We start from the raw sequence: 16,188 nt of genomic DNA, 5'->3' as shown, positions 1-16,188 counted from the left end.
CCGCTGCACCCCCCCCCGATGCGATCGCGCCAGCAGCCGAAGCCGCCAGCGACGACTACTTCAGCCAACTGGCCCAGCGCGGCAAGCGCCTGAAAAAGTCTGACCCCGATGCCTAGTCGCTCACCCATACCGTGCATTCCCTTGCCGGAAGGGGGGTGGGGAACAGGGTAGACTGGCTGAATTTTGCCGGATTGTCCCGTGACTAGCCAGAATTAACCAGGTATAGCGTCCCGGTAACGGCAGGATTTGGCTGAGAAGACCGATCCCGTCTCCCGTCGCCGGTAAGGAGGATCTGTGCAACAGGGAAGGTTTTGGCAACAAGGGCAACTGGCGGGCTTCTTGCTCCTAATGGGTTGGATGGGGATACCCCCAGGGGCATTGGCATCCAGTGTCCGGGTGCCCCCGTGCCCGAGCATTCGTCCGGGACAGTACGCGATCGTGGTGCTCACCCCTAATGCCGCTCCCCGCATCGATCGGATATTACCCCCAGGGGCCACGGCCCAAGTCTGCGCCCTAACCCCAAATATTCGGCAGATCGTCCTACGCATTGGTGATTTTCCCCAACGGCAAAACGCGGCGGGATTTATGCAGCGGATCAAAACCGAGGTCACCCCCGAAGTTGAATTGCGCGAGGGGCCTGCCAGTACACGACGAACTTAACCCCCCCAGGGAAGTGGTTGCCCAGTTCCAGGTGTGGCCTCGGAGGCACCCAACCTGAACTCCAGAACCCGGATCACAGCACGCCATAGGGAGAGCGTTATACTAGGGGCAGGGCCACTGGCTTGCCCCGTTTTAGGCTGTCAATTTTAAGTTGACCGATTGGATCGGCCCGATTGGAGCGGCCCGATTGGAGCGGCCAAGTTGGACCTAGGTGCGCGAATAGGCTGATGAACCGCAGCTATCGAAATGTGAGAAGGGTATACCTAATTTCACGGAAATTCACTGAAATTTACTGGGGATACTTCCAAATGCATACGTCTAGTTACCCTTCTGCTTGGGCGTATTGGCAACCCTTCTATAGCAGGCTGGTGCGATCGCGCTGGGGGGGACGATCGCTGATCCTGGCCGTAGCCCTGCTGCTTGCCTTTGGGCTGGGCGAAGCCGCTTGGGCCTTGCGTCGGGGCAATCGGGGGCCAGAGGTAACCGCCCTTCAGGTCAATTTACGCAATACAGGCTTTTTCCAAGGTCAAGCCACGGGTTTTTACGGCAGCAAGACCGAAGCCGCCGTGCGCAACTTCCAACGGGCCTACGGGCTACCCGTCGATGGCATTGCGGGACCCCAAACCCTTTCCACCCTCTACGCTGCCAATCGGCCCCCTGTGGTCGTTGTCCGTCCGCCTGTCTATGTGGTGCCCCAAGCCACGCCCTATGTTGTTCAACAACCCACGGGCTACACCTATAGTCCCTATCCCCTTTCCCCCTATCCGGGGAATACCGGTGGCGTCGTCGTGCAACCCACCTATTGGGTCAATCCCAATCCGGGCACCTATTGGACCTATCCCAATAACAACTACGTGGTCACCCCCTTCATGGGAACCTCCACTCCCGGTGGCGTCACCCAGCGCCCGATCGTTTACTCCAACGGCTACTACTACTACGCCCGCTAAAGACCCCCATATTGGCCCCACCCCTGAACCACGAAAACCAGCCCAACGCCAAGCACTGCGTGCCCCTTTGTGCCCTTAGTGTCTTCGTGGTTCCCTATCCACGCCTTTCCCTACCGTCGCCGCCGCTTCCTAGCTTCGTCACTATTTTCCAGCTCGCGCCGCACCTGCCGTAGCGTCCAGCCATCGACCAGCCGACGCTGATAGGTCCGCAAACCCTGGGCATCGGCATCCCGCCCTAGGACTTCCCGATAGATCTGGTTAATCGCCTGTCGAGCTTCTTCACTACTGGCAACTTCCCGGCGCACATCCGAGAGGGTCATGCGGCCCCGTGACAGTTGCTCCGAGTAGGCCCGGTAACCCCGGCGATCGATGTCACGTCCCAACACATCACGATAAATCTGGTTGAGATCGTCGTAGTAATCCACTCGGTTATTATTGTTGCTGTTACTGGAACTCCGGTTAGCGCGGAACGAAGCCCGACAGCCATCCCAAACTTCAACATAGTTGCGATTGCGGTTATAGCTCCAACGGTTACGGCAGGAGCGATCGGAGAGTTCTTCGACCAATTCAATGCCATGACGGGTATTGATCGAACAGCGGGTGCGCTGGAAATCTACACTCTGGCAGATGGTCGTATTTTGAGCGGCAGCGGGTTGACTCCCGGCAACACTCGCCACGATCACGGCGATCGCCGTCGTCCCACCAAACCAAAGTACCGGGTGTAAACGAAGTGTCATTGTCCGTATATCCCTTCTACACTTGCCAATAACGTATCCATACATCGTTGTGACGACAGGATGGCCCCTACTGTTGCTCAAACCATTTTTTAATGAGCCGATCCAGTTCACCGTTAGCCACCATTTCCCTGAGGACGCGGTTAAAATCGGCCACATAGGCTGAATCCAGGGGAAAGGCGATCGCGATCGGTTCCGGCTCCTCGCCGAGCATGGGGGTCATCTGGAGGGTTGAGTGACCAGCGACATACAGCTTAGCCACACTTTCTTCCAGGACAACGGCATCCACCTCGCCCGCCGCCAACGCCTGCATCATTTCTGTAACCGTCTGAAAAGCGTTTACTTGCAGGTTTTCCAGGGTTTTGGCCAGGGAAGCCAACTTCGCCGCTTGCAGGGTTCCTGATTGCACCCCAAGGGTCTTACCGGCAAACTCCCCCGGTTCCACGATACGAGTGCCTGCTGGCGTCACCATCACCTCATGGGCTGTGAAATAGGCTTGGGAAAAGGCAACCCGTTGTTCCCGCTCTGGGGTAGGCGTGATCGCAGCCAGGGCAAAATCCAATTGTCGGGCTTGCAGGGCCGGGAGCAGCGCCTCAAAATCCATATCTTCTAGCTGGATGGCAAAGCCCAATTTCGCCGCAATATAATTCGCCAGATCAATTTCAAACCCCTGAATCTCATCGGAGTTGTCTAACCTAAACTGAAAGGGGGGGTAGTCAGCAGCAGTCCCCATTGTTAAGGTTTTCTGATGGGTGGGGGTGGCAGCCAGACGATCCTCTGTCCTTTCGGCCAAACTTGGTCCCTGCGTTGCTGTCAAGACTAGGGTTGTCGCCACCGTTGCTGCCGCAGTACAGGCGAGGCGCAATCGCCAGTGCCGGCGTGCCAATACGGGCATTTGAACTACGGGCATTTGAACCATAGTGTAATGACCTCATCCCTGGAAATCGGTTTGCGTTGAGTTTTGCTTCGCCCTATTGTACAGGGACTTATCCTTGCTCTTGAGGGTGGGCATTGACCAGGGAAATAACCCGTTTGGGCTGAGCCAGTCGCAGCCGAATCTTAAGTTTGATAGACCACTAGATACCTACTTTTTGAGATTGTTAACGGCAAGACTCACCAGATGAGGGCAAGGCAAGGTTACCATGAAGGTTTGGGATTATGCCGCCCCAAGCCCTAAAGCGACTAAATATGAACAGGAGGAGCAGCTATGCCACAACCCGTTGTTGCGATCGTCGGTCGCCCGAATGTGGGCAAGTCTGCCCTCGCCAACCGTTTAGCCGGTCGCCGGGAAGCCATTGTGTATAACCAACCAGGGGTGACCCGCGATCGCGTCTATCTTCCCGCCTTCTGGCAGGCCCACGAATTCATTGTGGTGGATACGGGGGGGCTGGTATTTGACGAAGATACGGAATTTTTACCCCTCATCCGCGAACAGGCGATGCTGGCCTTGACGGAAGCCGCCGCCGCGATCTTCGTTGTAGATGGGCAAGCCGGGGTTACCGCAGCGGATCAGGAAATTGCCGACTGGCTCCGGCAGCAAACGGTACCCGTGTTATTAGCGGTGAATAAATGTGAGTCACCAGAGCAGGGCTTAGCCCAAGCAGCCGAATTCTGGAACCTGGGTCTGGGCGAGCCGTTCCCCTTGTCGGCGATCCACGGTAGCGGGACGGGTGAATTATTGGATGCCCTGGTGAATTACCTCCCAGAACCGAGCGAAGTGGCGGTCACCCCGGAATTGAAGGTGGCGATCGTGGGCCGACCGAATGCGGGCAAATCCAGTCTGTTGAATGCCCTCGTGGGCGAAAGTCGCGCGATCGTGAGTCCCATTTCCGGGACCACCCGCGATGCGATCGATACGGTGGTGACTTATAAAGACAAACCCTACCGTCTGATTGATACCGCCGGCATTCGCAAGCGCAAAAGTGTGGAGTATGGGCCGGAGTTTTTTGGCGTTAACCGGGCACTGAAGGCGATTCAGCGATCGGATGTGGTGTTACTGGTGATCGATGTTCTCGAAGGGATCACGGAACAGGACCAACGGCTAGCGGGCCATATTGCCGACGAAGGCCGAGGGTGTGTGCTGGTTATTAATAAGTGGGATGCGGTCGAGAAGGATTCCTACAGCATTTACGAATATGAGCGATCGCTGCGCAGCCGTCTTTATTTCCTCGACTGGGCTGAGATGGTCTTTATCAGCGCCAAAACCGGCAAACGGGTGGAGAAGGTCCTGGAAGCCGTCGATCGTGTTGCCGAGCAGCACCAGCGTCGCGTATCAACCGCCGTGATCAACGAAGTCCTGCAAGAAGCCCTGAGTTGGCACACCCCCCCAACGAACCGCCAAGGTCGGCAAGGTAAAATTTACTACGGCACCCAGGTGAGCACTCAACCGCCCACGATCGCATTATTTGTTAATGATCCGCAGCGGTTTAATGAAGGGTACCGTCGCTACATCACCCAGCAGTTCCGCAAGTCCCTAGGTTTTACCGGCACCCCCCTGCGGCTCCTTTGGCGCGGTAAGCGGGAACGGGATGTAGCCCGCGAGGGCGTTAACCGGGCCACACGGGTGTAGTTGGGGGAGGTAGGAGGCGAGAGGCGGATCGGGGCGGGTTGCGCCCAACGAGCGCGCGGGAACCGATCCCCCTTGTAAACCCGCCCATCGAGGATTTTGAATTTGGAATTTGGGTGAAAGCTAACGGTTCGGCCAGGCACGGTTTAATAGAGATCTCCCTTAATAGATAGATATCCCAATGGATCTGCTGCGATCGCTGCCCTTGGGGCTGTACCTCGAACAACCCGTTACCTGGCTCCACCGCCTTGACCCTAGAATCAAGCTGGCCTGGTTAATGACCTTCCTGGCGGCCCCCATCCTGGCATCGGCAGCTTGGCGCTTGCTCCTGGTGGGGCTACTAATCGCCATTACCTTTTTAGCAAGGGTTCCGGTCCGTGTCTGGCGGCAGCAAATGGGTTGGCTACTGACCCTCTCCACCCTGGTGTTTGTGCTAACAGCGATCGCCCCTGATGGCCTGGCGACAACCTCCCAACCCCGCCTCCCGGCCAATGCTCTCGATTTGGCGGAACAAACCACGATCCCTCCGCTCCCGCCCCGCTGTCCTTGGTATAGGCCCTTTTGTCGCTCGACCCCAACTGCCCGTCCCGCACCGGCCCGCCAGGAACTCCCCCAGCCGACGGATTATCGGTATGTGTTGATGCAGCAAGGCCCCTTTACCGTCACCCGCCGTACCTTTGACCTAGGGATTCGCGTCAGCACCCTCATTTTTACCCTGATCTACAGCACCAACCTTTACCTGCTCACCACAGCTCCGGAGGAAATCACGGCAGGTCTGGAGGATCTGATGGCTCCCCTGCGGCGACTGCACTGGCCAGTCACGGAAATTGCCCTGACCCTAACCCTATCCTTGCGCTTTATCCCGCTCGTGTTGGAAGAGGTCCAGAACCTCGTGCGGGCCGTGCGGACACGGGCGATCAACTGGAAAAAATTGGGACTGCGGCGGGCCATTAACCTATGGATGACCCTGGCGGAACGTCTGTTGAAAAATTTGCTATTGCGGGCGGAACAGATCGCCAGCGCGATGAAGGTGCGGGGGTTTACCAGCCCCGATCAGCATCGGGTGCAATGGCATCAAGCGCGATTACGAGGAGGTGACTGGTGGGCGGTCGTGGGGTTGGTGTGCCTTTGGGGCGCGCGGCTGTTGAGTGGGGCCGTCTCGTAGGGGGACCAGACCTGATACGATCAGGGGCAACGACACCTGACCGGTCGCAACAATGGCTGGAGTGCTTGGCATTCCGGGTTATCCAGCCGTCAACGGACTGGCATGGTTTAGGCTTATCCCGTTTGGAAATCCAATTTGGACATTCGATTAGGTACGGATCTGGTCTATATTCCCCGCATTCGTGATGCGGTACAGCGGTTGGGCGATCGCTGTTTGCAACGCATTTATACCCGTTCAGAACAACACGTTTGTGGGGTGACGATCGCGCCGGACTGCGATCGTCAGGATCACCCATCCCCAGGTATACCCCTGGAAGCATCCCCAACCGTGATTCAACGGTTAGCGGCTCGCTGGGCGGCGAAGGAAGCCGTCGTCAAAGCCTTGGGGACCGGGTGGCGGGGCATTGGCTATCGGGAAGTTGGGATGCAACGCCAGCCCAACGGTGCCCCCCTGGTCCACGTGCCAGTGGCAACTCAGCTTGAGCCACGATGGGCACTACGCGATCGCCAGTGCTATCCTTATTTGTCTACCCGAAAGGTCTCATGGGTAGCGTTCGCATGAAACCGTTGCTGACATCTCGATCCCACGCCCATCATCCCGTTAATTTGCGCTCCGCTTACCCCAACCCGTATTATCAAGAAGTTCCGTATGCTCCTCTGTATTTGTGCTCCCTTTATGCTCCCCTTCGCGTTAGTGCCTCGGCATGAGTAGTGAGATCTATCTCAACCATCCCACCTTTGGTTTGCTGTACCGAGTTTGTGTAATCGAGGAAACTCAGGAACTGTTTGCGACGCTCTATGCCCAGCGCCTGTTCTTTCTCGTGATCAGTGCCAACGATGGTGTCCGGTTTGATCCGATCGGCAGAAGTGATGCCCGCATCCTGGTCGAAAGTCGCCTGCGCCTACTGCGCCGCTTGGGTAAATCTAAAGAACTCGAACAACTTCAGGTTATCCATAAGCAAACTTTCCAATAGGTACTCCAGGGGGCATTAGTGGTCATTTGGCGTCCTTTGGGTTAAGGTCTTGTACGGTTTCGCCATGCTTGGGCTGTCATGAGTCAATTTCTGCCACCAGCAGCGGTGCACGATCGCATCACCCAAATCCAGGCGGAGTTACCGCCGACCGTGCGGCTAATCGCCGTTACCAAGACAGTCCCTACCGCGTTGATGCGGGTTGCCTATGCCGCTGGGGTACGAGACTTTGGCGAAAGTCGGCTACAGGAGGCTATCGCAAAGCAAACTGAACTCAAGGAGCTAGCCGATATCACCTGGCATCTGATTGGTCATTTACAAAGCAATAAGGCCGCCAAGGCGATGCAGCATTTCCATTGGATTCATGCCATCGATAGCCTCAAGCTGGCTCAACAACTGGACCACATCGCTCAACAGCAAGGCTATTCGCCCAAGCTATGCCTCCAAGTCAAATTCCGCACAGATCCGGCTAAATATGGTTGGAGCTTGCCCGACTTGCAAGCCGACTTACCCAGCCTCGATCGTTGCTCACATTTGCAAATTCGCGGGATTATGACCATTCTGCCCCAAGAACTTACTGAACCTGAGATCGCGCAGACCTTTCAACAAGCCCAAGCCTTCACGGCTGATCTCCAGCAGCGCTCCTGGTCCCACCTGCAATTTCAGGAACTGTCAATGGGGATGTCCGGCGACTACCGCTGGGCGATCGCGGCTGGCGCGACGATGATCCGCCTAGGACAGATTTTATTTGGAGCACGAACCCCATGATTTTATAAATAAAATCTTAATTTTTGAATTCAGATTACTCCTTTACAATTGCAGGCAGAATCCAGGGCATTTACAGGAGCCGTGCTGTCATGGGTATCGCTGCTGGTTCCCATGCATTCTTCTTTAGATTTTCTTTAGAGTTGCCTCGAAGGATCTGCCTTAACACGAGTTTATGAACTTATTTGACTGTTTTACGTCAAGGGGTTTACCCCCCTTGCAAATTCGGAATAAGGTCAGTAGGATAATCCCACCTTTGGTGCCGATTGCGTTTGCAAGAAGCGGCTGGGTGAAGATTTTCAGTCAAGCCATCCCTACTGGTGGGAGCGACAGGTTAAGGTCAGGCAATGGGTTAGGTCAACTAACCGGTTGTGAAGCTTGTGAAGCTGAAGCGTTCAGAGACCTTGTTGGGGCTGGCAAGATTTTTCCCTAGATAGCAGCGTTCTTGCGAAAGTCGGGTTACAATTTGGCTGATTTGGAATACAGTGTGGTCACGGATGAGTGGTAAGTACCCGAAAGTGGGCAAATGTGCTCAGTGATCAGGGACTTATCTGGGGTAGTTGCCCCAAACGGTTCGGCGTTGATTTCTTGCTAGAAAGCCTCGTTGTTTCCCCCGATCATCGTAATTGTCTTCCTTGAGTCAACGTTAGTTGGAATGGAGTGTGGACTGTGAATACGATTTTCACAAAATTACGCGACTTTGTCGGACTTAGCGACGCCGCCGAGTACGAGTATGACTATGATGATCTCGGTAGTGAAGACTACCAGGGTCTGTATCAGGAAGAGGCCCCTCAACCCATGATGGAAGAGGAACCTCGGAACCCTCGTCGGATGCGGGAACGGACAGGAGTCGCAACATCAGGAATCAACTCAACTATGAATAATGTCATTGGGATGCCGGGAGCGGCTGGTTTTTCGGAAGTCTTAGTGTTGGAACCGCGATCATTTGAAGAAATGCCACAGACGATCCAAGCGCTGCGGGAACGGAAGACGGTGGTCCTGAACCTAACGATGATGGACCCGGATCAGGCCCAGCGGGCTGTTGATTTTGTGGCGGGTGGCACTTATGCCATTGATGGCCACCAAGAGCGCATTGGTGAAAGTATTTTCCTCTTCACGCCCAACTGTGTGCAGGTCAGTACCCATGCTGGTGTGATTCATGAAGCCCCCCAACCCGCCGCCCGTCCGCGTCCCGCAACCCCTGCCCCCGCCTGGACGGCTGAGCAAGTACGCATGGTTCAGTAGGCGGTTGGCCGAGTGCTGACCGAGTATTGACCGGAAAATCGTTGAAGCTAATTTTTGATGTGAGTTGACGCTGCATAAATATGTCGTCCGTACAATTTGGCGTAATTGGTGGCGGGGTGATGGGAGAAGCACTCATCTCCCGCCTCTTGCGCTGTCAACGATATACACCCGCACAGGTGTTGGTGAGTGATCGTGCTGCTGAGCGCTGTCAGTTTTTGCAGCAGCAGTATGGTGTGCAAACAACGTTGGACAATCGCTCGGTGATTGCGGCCAATCCCGGTGTGCTGTTATTGGCCATCAAACCGCAAATCCTGGATCAGGTTGCATTGGAGATCGGGGATGCCCTAGCTCAACGGGGGGTATCTCTGCTGATTATTTCCATTTTAGCTGGGGTGACCCTTGAGCGTTTAGCAGCGGCTTTTCCCCAGCAAGCGATTATTCGCGCGATGCCCAATACGCCGGCGATCGTGGGGGCTGGGATGACGGCGATCGCCGCCAATGGGTTAGTGACACCGGAACAGTTAGCCCAGGCCCAGCAAATTTTTGGGGCGGTGGGTGAGGTGGTTGAATTGCCAGAGTCGGCAATGGATGCGGTAACGGCCCTATCGGGTTCGGGTCCGGGGTATGTCGCTGTTGTCATTGAAGCGTTGGCCGATGGCGGGGTAGCCGCTGGTTTGGCCCGACCGGTAGCACTGCAATTGGCGCTCAAAACTGTGCAGGGAACGGCTGAATTATTACAAACCACGGGAATGCACCCCGCCGAACTGAAAGATCGGGTGACCAGTCCGGGGGGAACGACGATCGCGGGCATTGCCCAATTGGAGCAGCAGGGATTGCGATCGGCCCTGATTGAAGCCGTGCGAGCCGCCTATCGGCGATCGCGGGAATTGGGCCAGTCTTGAATTCGCTTAGGATTGAAGACATGCCTGAAGCAGCCCTTCAACCCCGGTAACGGGTACCATGTCAACCTTGAGGTGCTGGGACAATTCTGCTAGGGTCATGTCGTCCAGGAAGCAGGTTTCCCCATGCTTGAGCATCACGGTGGGGATGAGGACGCGATCGCCCAAGTTTCGCCCCTGGAGACCTTGGGCCAAATCTTGCCCCGTGAGTAGCCCCGTGACGGAAATGTCTTGGCCCCAGTAATGGCTTTGCAGCGCTACCAGGTCGATCGTCAGTCCCTGCACTTGGTTTAAGCGCAGCACAATGGTCTGAAACGCTTGCTCCACGGCATTACCCACGACCCAAGTGAGCCGACGCGGCGGTGTGACTTGCTTGGGAAGGTGACGAGCCGCCTGCGCAAATGCCTGGAGAAATTGGCGGATTGAGCCAACACCATTGTCCAGTTGGGGGTAATCCTCGTAATCCGACGCCGGGGGGAGATCGACGCCCGCGATCAAAAACCATTCATCCGCTAACCAGGCAAAATGGGTCCCCCATTGTTTTAGAAACTGGGCCTGTAGGGTTTGTACCTGCGTGATTACTTCCTGCGCTTTCGTGGGGCTAACGGCAATCAATTCATCATCGTCAGGCCGAAAGCGGGTCAGGCCCACGGGAACCACCGCCACTGAAGTGACAGCGGGGATATTGCCCTGGTGGAATTGAGCCAAATCGCGTAGGGTTTGGTCCAAATGGGGACCATCATTAATCCCCGGACAAACGACGATCTGGGCATGAATTTGTAAATCGCGTTCCTGGAACCATTGTAATTGTTGTCGAATTTGGCCAGCACGGGGATTTTTCAGCAACCGGATGCGCACCTCTGGCTCAGTGGCATGAACAGAAACATAGAGTGGTGATAGGCGTAGCTGTTCAATGCGTTGCCATTCGCGATCGCTCAAGTTGGTGAGTGTTAAATAGCTCCCATAGAGAAAACTCAGGCGGTAGTCGTCATCTTTGTAATATAAACTTTCCCGTTTACCAGGGGGTTGCTGATCAATAAAACAAAAGGGACAGCGATTATTACACTGGATTAAACCATCAAACAGAGCCGTCTCAAACTCCAGTCCTAAATCATCATCATAGTCCTTTTCAATTTCAACTGTATGGGTTTCCCCTTGGGTATCTAAAACTTCTAAGTTCAGAATTTCATCTGCACAGAGAAAACGATAGTCAATCAGATCGCGCGGGCGTTGCCCATTAATCGCCACCAAGCGATCGCCAACTTCAAAGCCAATTTCTTCGGCAATTGAACCAGGCAATACACGGGTAATGAGGGCAGGGCGGATAGAGGTTTCACGCATCGATCGCAGTCGTTATGTATAGATATATAGAGATCTCAAAGTACCGTAGATCCAAACGTACCGGTTGGGGATTGTCCCGTAATCTAGTCCTGGCTGAGGGGGGTATCTGGGGGTGATGAGGCCAACCACGATCGCACCACTAGCCGTGGCCAGATCAGCAGAAAAAAGCCCATCCAACTGAGCACGGGCACGGCCACCAACCCGGTCACCCACAGACGATGCAGTGCCAGCCAACTACCTGCAATTAGCCCAATACCGGTCAGCGCGATCGACCAGGGTTGACACCACCAAGGTTTATAGGCCCAGGGATTTGGGTTGGCCATCGGGTTAGACCTCCAAGATGTTATCAGTGTTGTCGGCGTGATCGGTGATGATTCTCAGTCGGTTGGGACGATGCGATCGCGGTTGTAATTAACCCATACTGAAGGGCCACTATCGCTGCCTGCGTGCGATCGCGCACGGCTAGTTTATGCCGCTGCCGCCACCACCTGTAGCCCAGGTTCTTGGGTTAACCGGGTTACCAACCCCAGGCGAAACAGTTCATCATCTTCAACGAGGAGAATGCGGATAGGGGCCACAGGCATGAGTCCAAGGACATTAGGGGCTAGGGGGGTGGATACCGTGGAGGCAGAAGGCGAAAATAGCCCCACGCGGCGATCGTGACTCTGCCCATATTCTACCGCCATGCGCCTCAATAATCTGACGGCTGAGGTAGAGGCCAAGCCCCGTTCCCTTCGCTTGGCGATCGCTCTCCCCTTGATAAAAGCGTTCAAATAAATGGGGCAACTCACGGGGCTGAATTCCCTGCCCCTCATCCAAAATTTCCACCTGGCAAGTATCACGTTTCATCGTGACTAAAAGTTCGACTTTGCTGCCACGGGGAGCATGGTTAATCGCATTGGTAAGCAGATTATTAAAAACCCGTTGAAGCTGTAGGGTATCAGCCTGAACCCAATATGCCTGTCGAAAGTCAGAATTACCCTGTTTAAGGGACAAATTTACCTGTCGAGAAGTCGCCAATGGTATCAGTTGCAGCATTGTCTCTTCGGCGATCATCATCAGATTTGTGGAGCGGAGTTGCAGCGATAAGCCTTCAATGTCGTTGTGATAAACATCGAGCAGACTTTCGACTAATTGCAAGGTTAATTTGTGACTATTCATCATGGTCATAATGACTTGTCTTTGCCGATTAGTAATGATACCAAACTATTCGGAATGAAAAGCATTTAGAGTTTCGATCGCACCGAGAATAGGTGTTTTTAGATCATGGGTAAGAGTTGCAATAAAATCCTCACGAATTTTTGCCATTTGCACTTCATTAGCAATTTTGAGTTGTTGTTTTAGCAGCGTTGATTCATATTGTTGAATGCGATCACTCAACCCAGTAGTTATGATTAAAGCCAGTATCGTAATGCTACGATTTGCAACAGTAACGGGAGTGATCAGTTCCCAGCCGGGAATCCATAAATTGAGAAATGTCAACCCCACAGCCAGTCCTGTTACCCATAGGGTGGCGATTCGACCTAGTTGCGAACTGGATAGTAGAATTGCGCCAACATATAGATACCCAAACACATAGGGCGGAGGCGTACTATATTCCAACACCGCAACCATAATAAATATTCCCATCAGAATCCAATGAATTTTAGTCCAGGCATACATCATATTTTTATTGCAATTCATCAATAGGAAACCTTATATTTTTAGTAAGATCATTTATTAGCAAGATCATTTAAGTGTGCAGCAATAATTTCAGTCGTAAAGATCATTGAATTAAAATCTTAGCTTGATTCCAAGGTTGATTGAGACTTGTTTAGATCTGTGTTGACGAAAAAATATATCTCTAGATATAGATGCATAAACCAATCTCAAGATATTTGTCTAAACTTCTATATGACTTGCTATAAATTATACTAATTTTGTTTTAATGATCTGCTTTTAGCCCTAAACTGGATGAAACGACAGCCGTTCCCTCGCTAATGAAGTACTGTCAAGCCTTTTGAACAAGGGGCTTAAGCCCCTTGTCTGTACCTCACCAAGGATGGAAGTACTGCAGTACAGTACTCTGGCACATTTAACTTGAGTAGGCTGGGGAACACGCTATGCGTCCAACAAAACCAGGGAGGCTATTGGGTCTTCCAGACTCGACGCCAACCTACAGTCATGTTAAATATGTCAGTCTGCTAGAGCTATCTGGATAGACTCGATTCTGAAGGTGTTAGGGTTCCATGTTACAAGGGCTTTTCCAAATCTTCATTGGCATGGCGGCTGGGGTTGGCAAAACCTATCGCATGTTGGAAGAGGGTCAGCAACTCAAGGCAGAGGGGGTTGATGTGGTGATTGGCCTGTTGGAAACCCACGGTCGCGAAGACACGGCCCAAAAAGCCCTGGGATTAGAACAGGTACCGTTAAAAACGGTCGTGTGGCAGGGGCGATCGTTGACCGAAATGAATACCGAAGCGATTTGCGATCGCCATCCCCAATTAGTATTAATCGATGAACTGGCCCATACCAATATCCCTGGCTCAAAACGAAAAAAGCGCTATCAAGACGTGGAAGTGATTCTCAACGCTGGCATTGATGTCTATTCCACTCTCAATGTTCAACACCTGGAAAGCTTAAATGATTTGGTCCACAAAATTTCTGGTGTGGTGGTGCGAGAGCGGGTACCCGATCGCCTCCTGGAAGAGGCGGATGAGGTGGTCGTCGTTGATGTCACTCCCGAAACGCTACAGGAGCGTTTGGAGGAAGGTAAAATCTATGCCCCCAGCAAGATTGATCAAGCCTTACAAAATTTCTTTCAACGCCGCAATTTGATTGCCCTACGGGAACTGGCATTACGGGAGGTGGCCGACAATGTGGAAGAAAATGGCAGAGATACCAACCCCCAAAGTTACTGCACGATCCAAGAACGGATACTTGTCTGTGTTTCCACCTATCCTAATTCATTACAACTGTTGCGCCGGGGTGCGAGAATTGCGAGTCAGATGAATGGCCGTCTGTTCGTGCTCTTTGTGGCCAGTCCCCAGCAGTTTTTATCAAGACCAGAAGCGCTGCATGTGGAAACTTGCCGTCGCCTTACGCAGGAGTTTGAGGGGGAATTTATTCGAATGGAATCGGAGGATGTGGTCACGGCGATCGCCCAGGTTGCTAGCAACGAACACATTACCCAAATTGTTCTGGGTGAGACGCAGCGATCGCGGTGGTATCTTTTCTTAAAGGGGTCAATCGTCCAACGCTTAATGCGACTACTGCCGGATGTCGATTTACATATTATTTCTACCCGGTAGAGCCAGTGTCATTCAGGTTAGGACAAGGGGCTTCAGCCCCTTGTTGATCACAGCCTTGGCGATATCCTCATGAGCGTGACTACCGCTATAACCGTCTTCTCAAGCAAAGTTTACGCTTGGCCTCTAACCGCCACGCCGTCTGAAGCTTGCTTCATTGGAACGACGAAAAAGCACCCCTGGCAGGTCCAGAGATGCTATCGCCATCGCCTATTAACGACACTGGCTGAATTAGAAGCGGAAGCCTGCGCCAAATTGAATACTGACCGCCCCCCCCGATCCCTTGGATTGGTAGGCGTCAATACCATACTTGGCATCTGTGTAAACCACAATGTCCCGCGTGACGGCAGCTTCTACACCCGTTGTTAAGACAACCGTATCGTCATTACCCAGAGGGGTCGGCTGCCGACGATTCGACTTATTGGTTTCAAAGAACGAGTACCCACCTCCAGCATACAAATTCGCCCGATCGCTGAGGGGAACATCATAGGTCACCAGCGGCATAATTTGGCTGGCAGTATCACTGAAAATAATCGCTCCCCGCATGGAAATAGGTGCATTCGGGATATAGACCCGGCCCTGGAGGTTACCACCGAAGTTGGCATTTTCCCCATTGCCATCTGGCGCACCGCCACTGGTCAAACCGGCTGCCCCCCCTGCCCCAAAGTAACTACCGCGCATCCCAGCATTTTGAGCCGAAGCGGCATCAGCGGACAAGAGCAAGGACGTTCCTGTTAGTGCGGACAATGCAGCAATCGCCCCGATAGCGTTCCAACAACCCTTCTTCATGGCTAACCTCACATCGTAGTAAAAAGTTGAAACTTTGGAATTCGACATGACTTTTTTCCTCTCCCAGGTTATGATGTCGTTCCCAAAGGTCAAAATGTTCCGCTACCTTCACTCTACAATATTGATCCCCTATCTGACTTCATCGATTGTGATCGATTTGTGTCATGTCGGGAATTGCGAGGCACCATTTAGACCTTGAGAATAGCGTCAGTTCCGCTGGCAAAACCCATTTGCTAGCAGAACCCATATCTTTACCCTAACGGGAGAGCCTAGGGCATGGTAGGCCAGCAGTGCCACTTCTGGCGTTGACCCTGGGCAACCCAATGGCGCGGGATCGAGCCGATCACCCGCCAGAGCAACCTTGGGGCTAGATTAGGCCAGACAATACCTGCCGCTAGACTGACCCGGTATGACAATCACCGTAGAGGCCAGTTGTGAGGGTGACCCCACCCGCACCCCCGTTGGGAGTCAGGGTAAAAAGCGATCGAGCGCTGCCTTGAGTTCCTGGAGTTCGGTTTCAATATTGCCTTCCTGGGCCGCACGGGCCACACATTCGGTGAGATGTTCATCCAAAATCAGGCGGGCCACGCGATCGAGCGCCCCGCGCACAGCGGCAATTTGAATCAGGACATCGGGGCAGGGGCGGCTTTCTTGCACCATTGTCTTAATACCGCGAACGTGGCCCTCAATCCGTGAGAGCCGATTCACAATCTGTCGTAAGGATGCCTCGCTATGGACATGGCCGTGGGCTGGCCCATGCGTATGGGCGGGGTGGGGGGCTAAATCAGCCGCAGCCGGTGGCCAGTCATCGGGGTGGGGA

Annotated in this window: 19 protein-coding genes; 10 read left to right on the top strand and 9 right to left on the bottom strand. The window is 53.7% G+C overall.

Annotated features, from left to right (window positions below):
• Nucleotides 1-120: 120 nt before the first annotated feature.
• Nucleotides 121-300, bottom strand: coding sequence for a hypothetical protein (locus tag ACWIUF_RS12720; RefSeq protein ID WP_448572784.1), 180 nt, complete (start codon nucleotides 298-300; stop codon nucleotides 121-123).
• On the opposite strand from ACWIUF_RS12720, the gene ACWIUF_RS12715 reads away from it, so the two are divergent.
• Entirely contained in the window at nucleotides 295-660 is a 366-nt protein-coding gene (locus tag ACWIUF_RS12715) for a hypothetical protein (RefSeq protein ID WP_448572783.1), read from the top strand. The genes ACWIUF_RS12720 and ACWIUF_RS12715 overlap by 6 nt on opposite strands.
• A 308-nt stretch (nucleotides 661-968) precedes the next feature.
• Complete coding sequence (locus ACWIUF_RS12710) at nucleotides 969-1,607, top strand: peptidoglycan-binding domain-containing protein (RefSeq protein ID WP_448572782.1); 639 nt, start codon at nucleotides 969-971, stop codon at nucleotides 1,605-1,607.
• A 110-nt stretch (nucleotides 1,608-1,717) separates the two neighbouring features.
• Here the strand turns inward: ACWIUF_RS12710 and ACWIUF_RS12705 are convergent, their stop codons facing one another.
• Both ACWIUF_RS12705 and ACWIUF_RS12700 read right to left on the bottom strand, forming a co-directional pair.
• Nucleotides 1,718-2,344, bottom strand: a complete 627-nt coding sequence (locus ACWIUF_RS12705) for a DUF4214 domain-containing protein (RefSeq protein ID WP_448572781.1) — start codon at nucleotides 2,342-2,344, stop codon at nucleotides 1,718-1,720.
• Between the two features lie 67 nt (nucleotides 2,345-2,411).
• Complete coding sequence (locus ACWIUF_RS12700) at nucleotides 2,412-3,260, bottom strand: transporter substrate-binding domain-containing protein (RefSeq protein ID WP_448572780.1); 849 nt, start codon at nucleotides 3,258-3,260, stop codon at nucleotides 2,412-2,414.
• Nucleotides 3,261-3,548: 288 nt separating this feature from the next.
• Here ACWIUF_RS12700 and der point away from each other — a divergent pair, with 288 nt between their 5' ends.
• From der to proC, 7 genes are all read left to right on the top strand, one after another.
• Nucleotides 3,549-4,910: a ribosome biogenesis GTPase Der gene (gene der / locus ACWIUF_RS12695; RefSeq protein ID WP_448572779.1), complete on the top strand. Its 1,362-nt coding sequence runs from the start codon at nucleotides 3,549-3,551 to the stop codon at nucleotides 4,908-4,910.
• A gap of 178 nt (nucleotides 4,911-5,088) precedes the next feature.
• On the top strand, nucleotides 5,089-6,072 hold the full coding sequence (locus ACWIUF_RS12690; RefSeq protein WP_448572778.1) for an energy-coupling factor transporter transmembrane component T family protein: 984 nt from the start codon (nucleotides 5,089-5,091) through the stop codon (nucleotides 6,070-6,072).
• A gap of 135 nt (nucleotides 6,073-6,207) precedes the next feature.
• Entirely contained in the window at nucleotides 6,208-6,633 is a 426-nt protein-coding gene (locus ACWIUF_RS12685) for a holo-ACP synthase (RefSeq protein WP_448572777.1), read from the top strand.
• Nucleotides 6,634-6,775: 142 nt separating this feature from the next.
• Nucleotides 6,776-7,045 (top strand): transcriptional coactivator PipX, encoded by a 270-nt coding sequence (gene pipX, locus ACWIUF_RS12680; RefSeq protein WP_448572776.1) that lies wholly within the window; start codon nucleotides 6,776-6,778, stop codon nucleotides 7,043-7,045.
• A gap of 78 nt (nucleotides 7,046-7,123) precedes the next feature.
• Nucleotides 7,124-7,810 carry a YggS family pyridoxal phosphate-dependent enzyme gene (locus ACWIUF_RS12675; RefSeq protein ID WP_448572775.1) on the top strand — a complete coding sequence of 229 codons (687 nt, stop codon included), beginning with the start codon at nucleotides 7,124-7,126 and terminating at the stop codon, nucleotides 7,808-7,810.
• 666 nt (nucleotides 7,811-8,476) lie between these two features.
• A complete protein-coding gene (locus ACWIUF_RS12670) occupies nucleotides 8,477-9,052 on the top strand; it encodes a cell division protein SepF (protein WP_448572774.1) in 576 nt (191 codons plus the stop codon).
• A gap of 80 nt (nucleotides 9,053-9,132) precedes the next feature.
• A complete protein-coding gene (gene proC, locus ACWIUF_RS12665) occupies nucleotides 9,133-9,954 on the top strand; it encodes a pyrroline-5-carboxylate reductase (RefSeq protein ID WP_448572773.1) in 822 nt (273 codons plus the stop codon).
• 6 nt (nucleotides 9,955-9,960) lie between these two features.
• Here the strand turns inward: proC and ACWIUF_RS12660 are convergent, their stop codons facing one another.
• The 4 genes from ACWIUF_RS12660 to ACWIUF_RS12645 all read right to left on the bottom strand — a co-directional run bounded on the left by ACWIUF_RS12660 (nucleotide 9,961) and on the right by ACWIUF_RS12645 (nucleotide 12,975).
• On the bottom strand, nucleotides 9,961-11,292 hold the full coding sequence (locus tag ACWIUF_RS12660; protein ID WP_448572772.1) for a TIGR03279 family radical SAM protein: 1,332 nt from the start codon (nucleotides 11,290-11,292) through the stop codon (nucleotides 9,961-9,963).
• Nucleotides 11,293-11,375: 83 nt separating this feature from the next.
• Nucleotides 11,376-11,615 carry a DUF6737 family protein gene (locus ACWIUF_RS12655; protein ID WP_448572770.1) on the bottom strand — a complete coding sequence of 80 codons (240 nt, stop codon included), beginning with the start codon at nucleotides 11,613-11,615 and terminating at the stop codon, nucleotides 11,376-11,378.
• A 274-nt stretch (nucleotides 11,616-11,889) separates the two neighbouring features.
• A complete protein-coding gene (locus tag ACWIUF_RS12650; protein ID WP_448572769.1) occupies nucleotides 11,890-12,456 on the bottom strand; it encodes a sensor histidine kinase in 567 nt (188 codons plus the stop codon).
• Nucleotides 12,457-12,498: 42 nt separating this feature from the next.
• On the bottom strand, nucleotides 12,499-12,975 hold the full coding sequence (locus ACWIUF_RS12645) for a hypothetical protein (protein ID WP_448572768.1): 477 nt from the start codon (nucleotides 12,973-12,975) through the stop codon (nucleotides 12,499-12,501).
• A gap of 545 nt (nucleotides 12,976-13,520) precedes the next feature.
• Between ACWIUF_RS12645 and ACWIUF_RS12640 the strand changes: the two genes are divergently transcribed.
• Entirely contained in the window at nucleotides 13,521-14,582 is a 1,062-nt protein-coding gene (locus ACWIUF_RS12640; protein ID WP_448572767.1) for a universal stress protein, read from the top strand.
• A 228-nt stretch (nucleotides 14,583-14,810) separates the two neighbouring features.
• On the opposite strand, the gene ACWIUF_RS12635 is transcribed toward ACWIUF_RS12640, so the two are convergent.
• A complete protein-coding gene (locus ACWIUF_RS12635) occupies nucleotides 14,811-15,416 on the bottom strand; it encodes a hypothetical protein (RefSeq protein ID WP_448572765.1) in 606 nt (201 codons plus the stop codon).
• 420 nt (nucleotides 15,417-15,836) lie between these two features.
• Nucleotides 15,837-16,188, bottom strand: a 352-nt coding sequence (locus ACWIUF_RS12630) for a metal-sensing transcriptional repressor (RefSeq protein WP_448572764.1), incomplete at its 5' end; no start/stop codon positions are given.

The organism is Trichothermofontia sp., assembly GCF_053493415.1.
The sequence above is the reverse complement of the archived record's forward strand: the minus strand, read 5'-3'. Positions and strand labels throughout refer to the sequence as shown.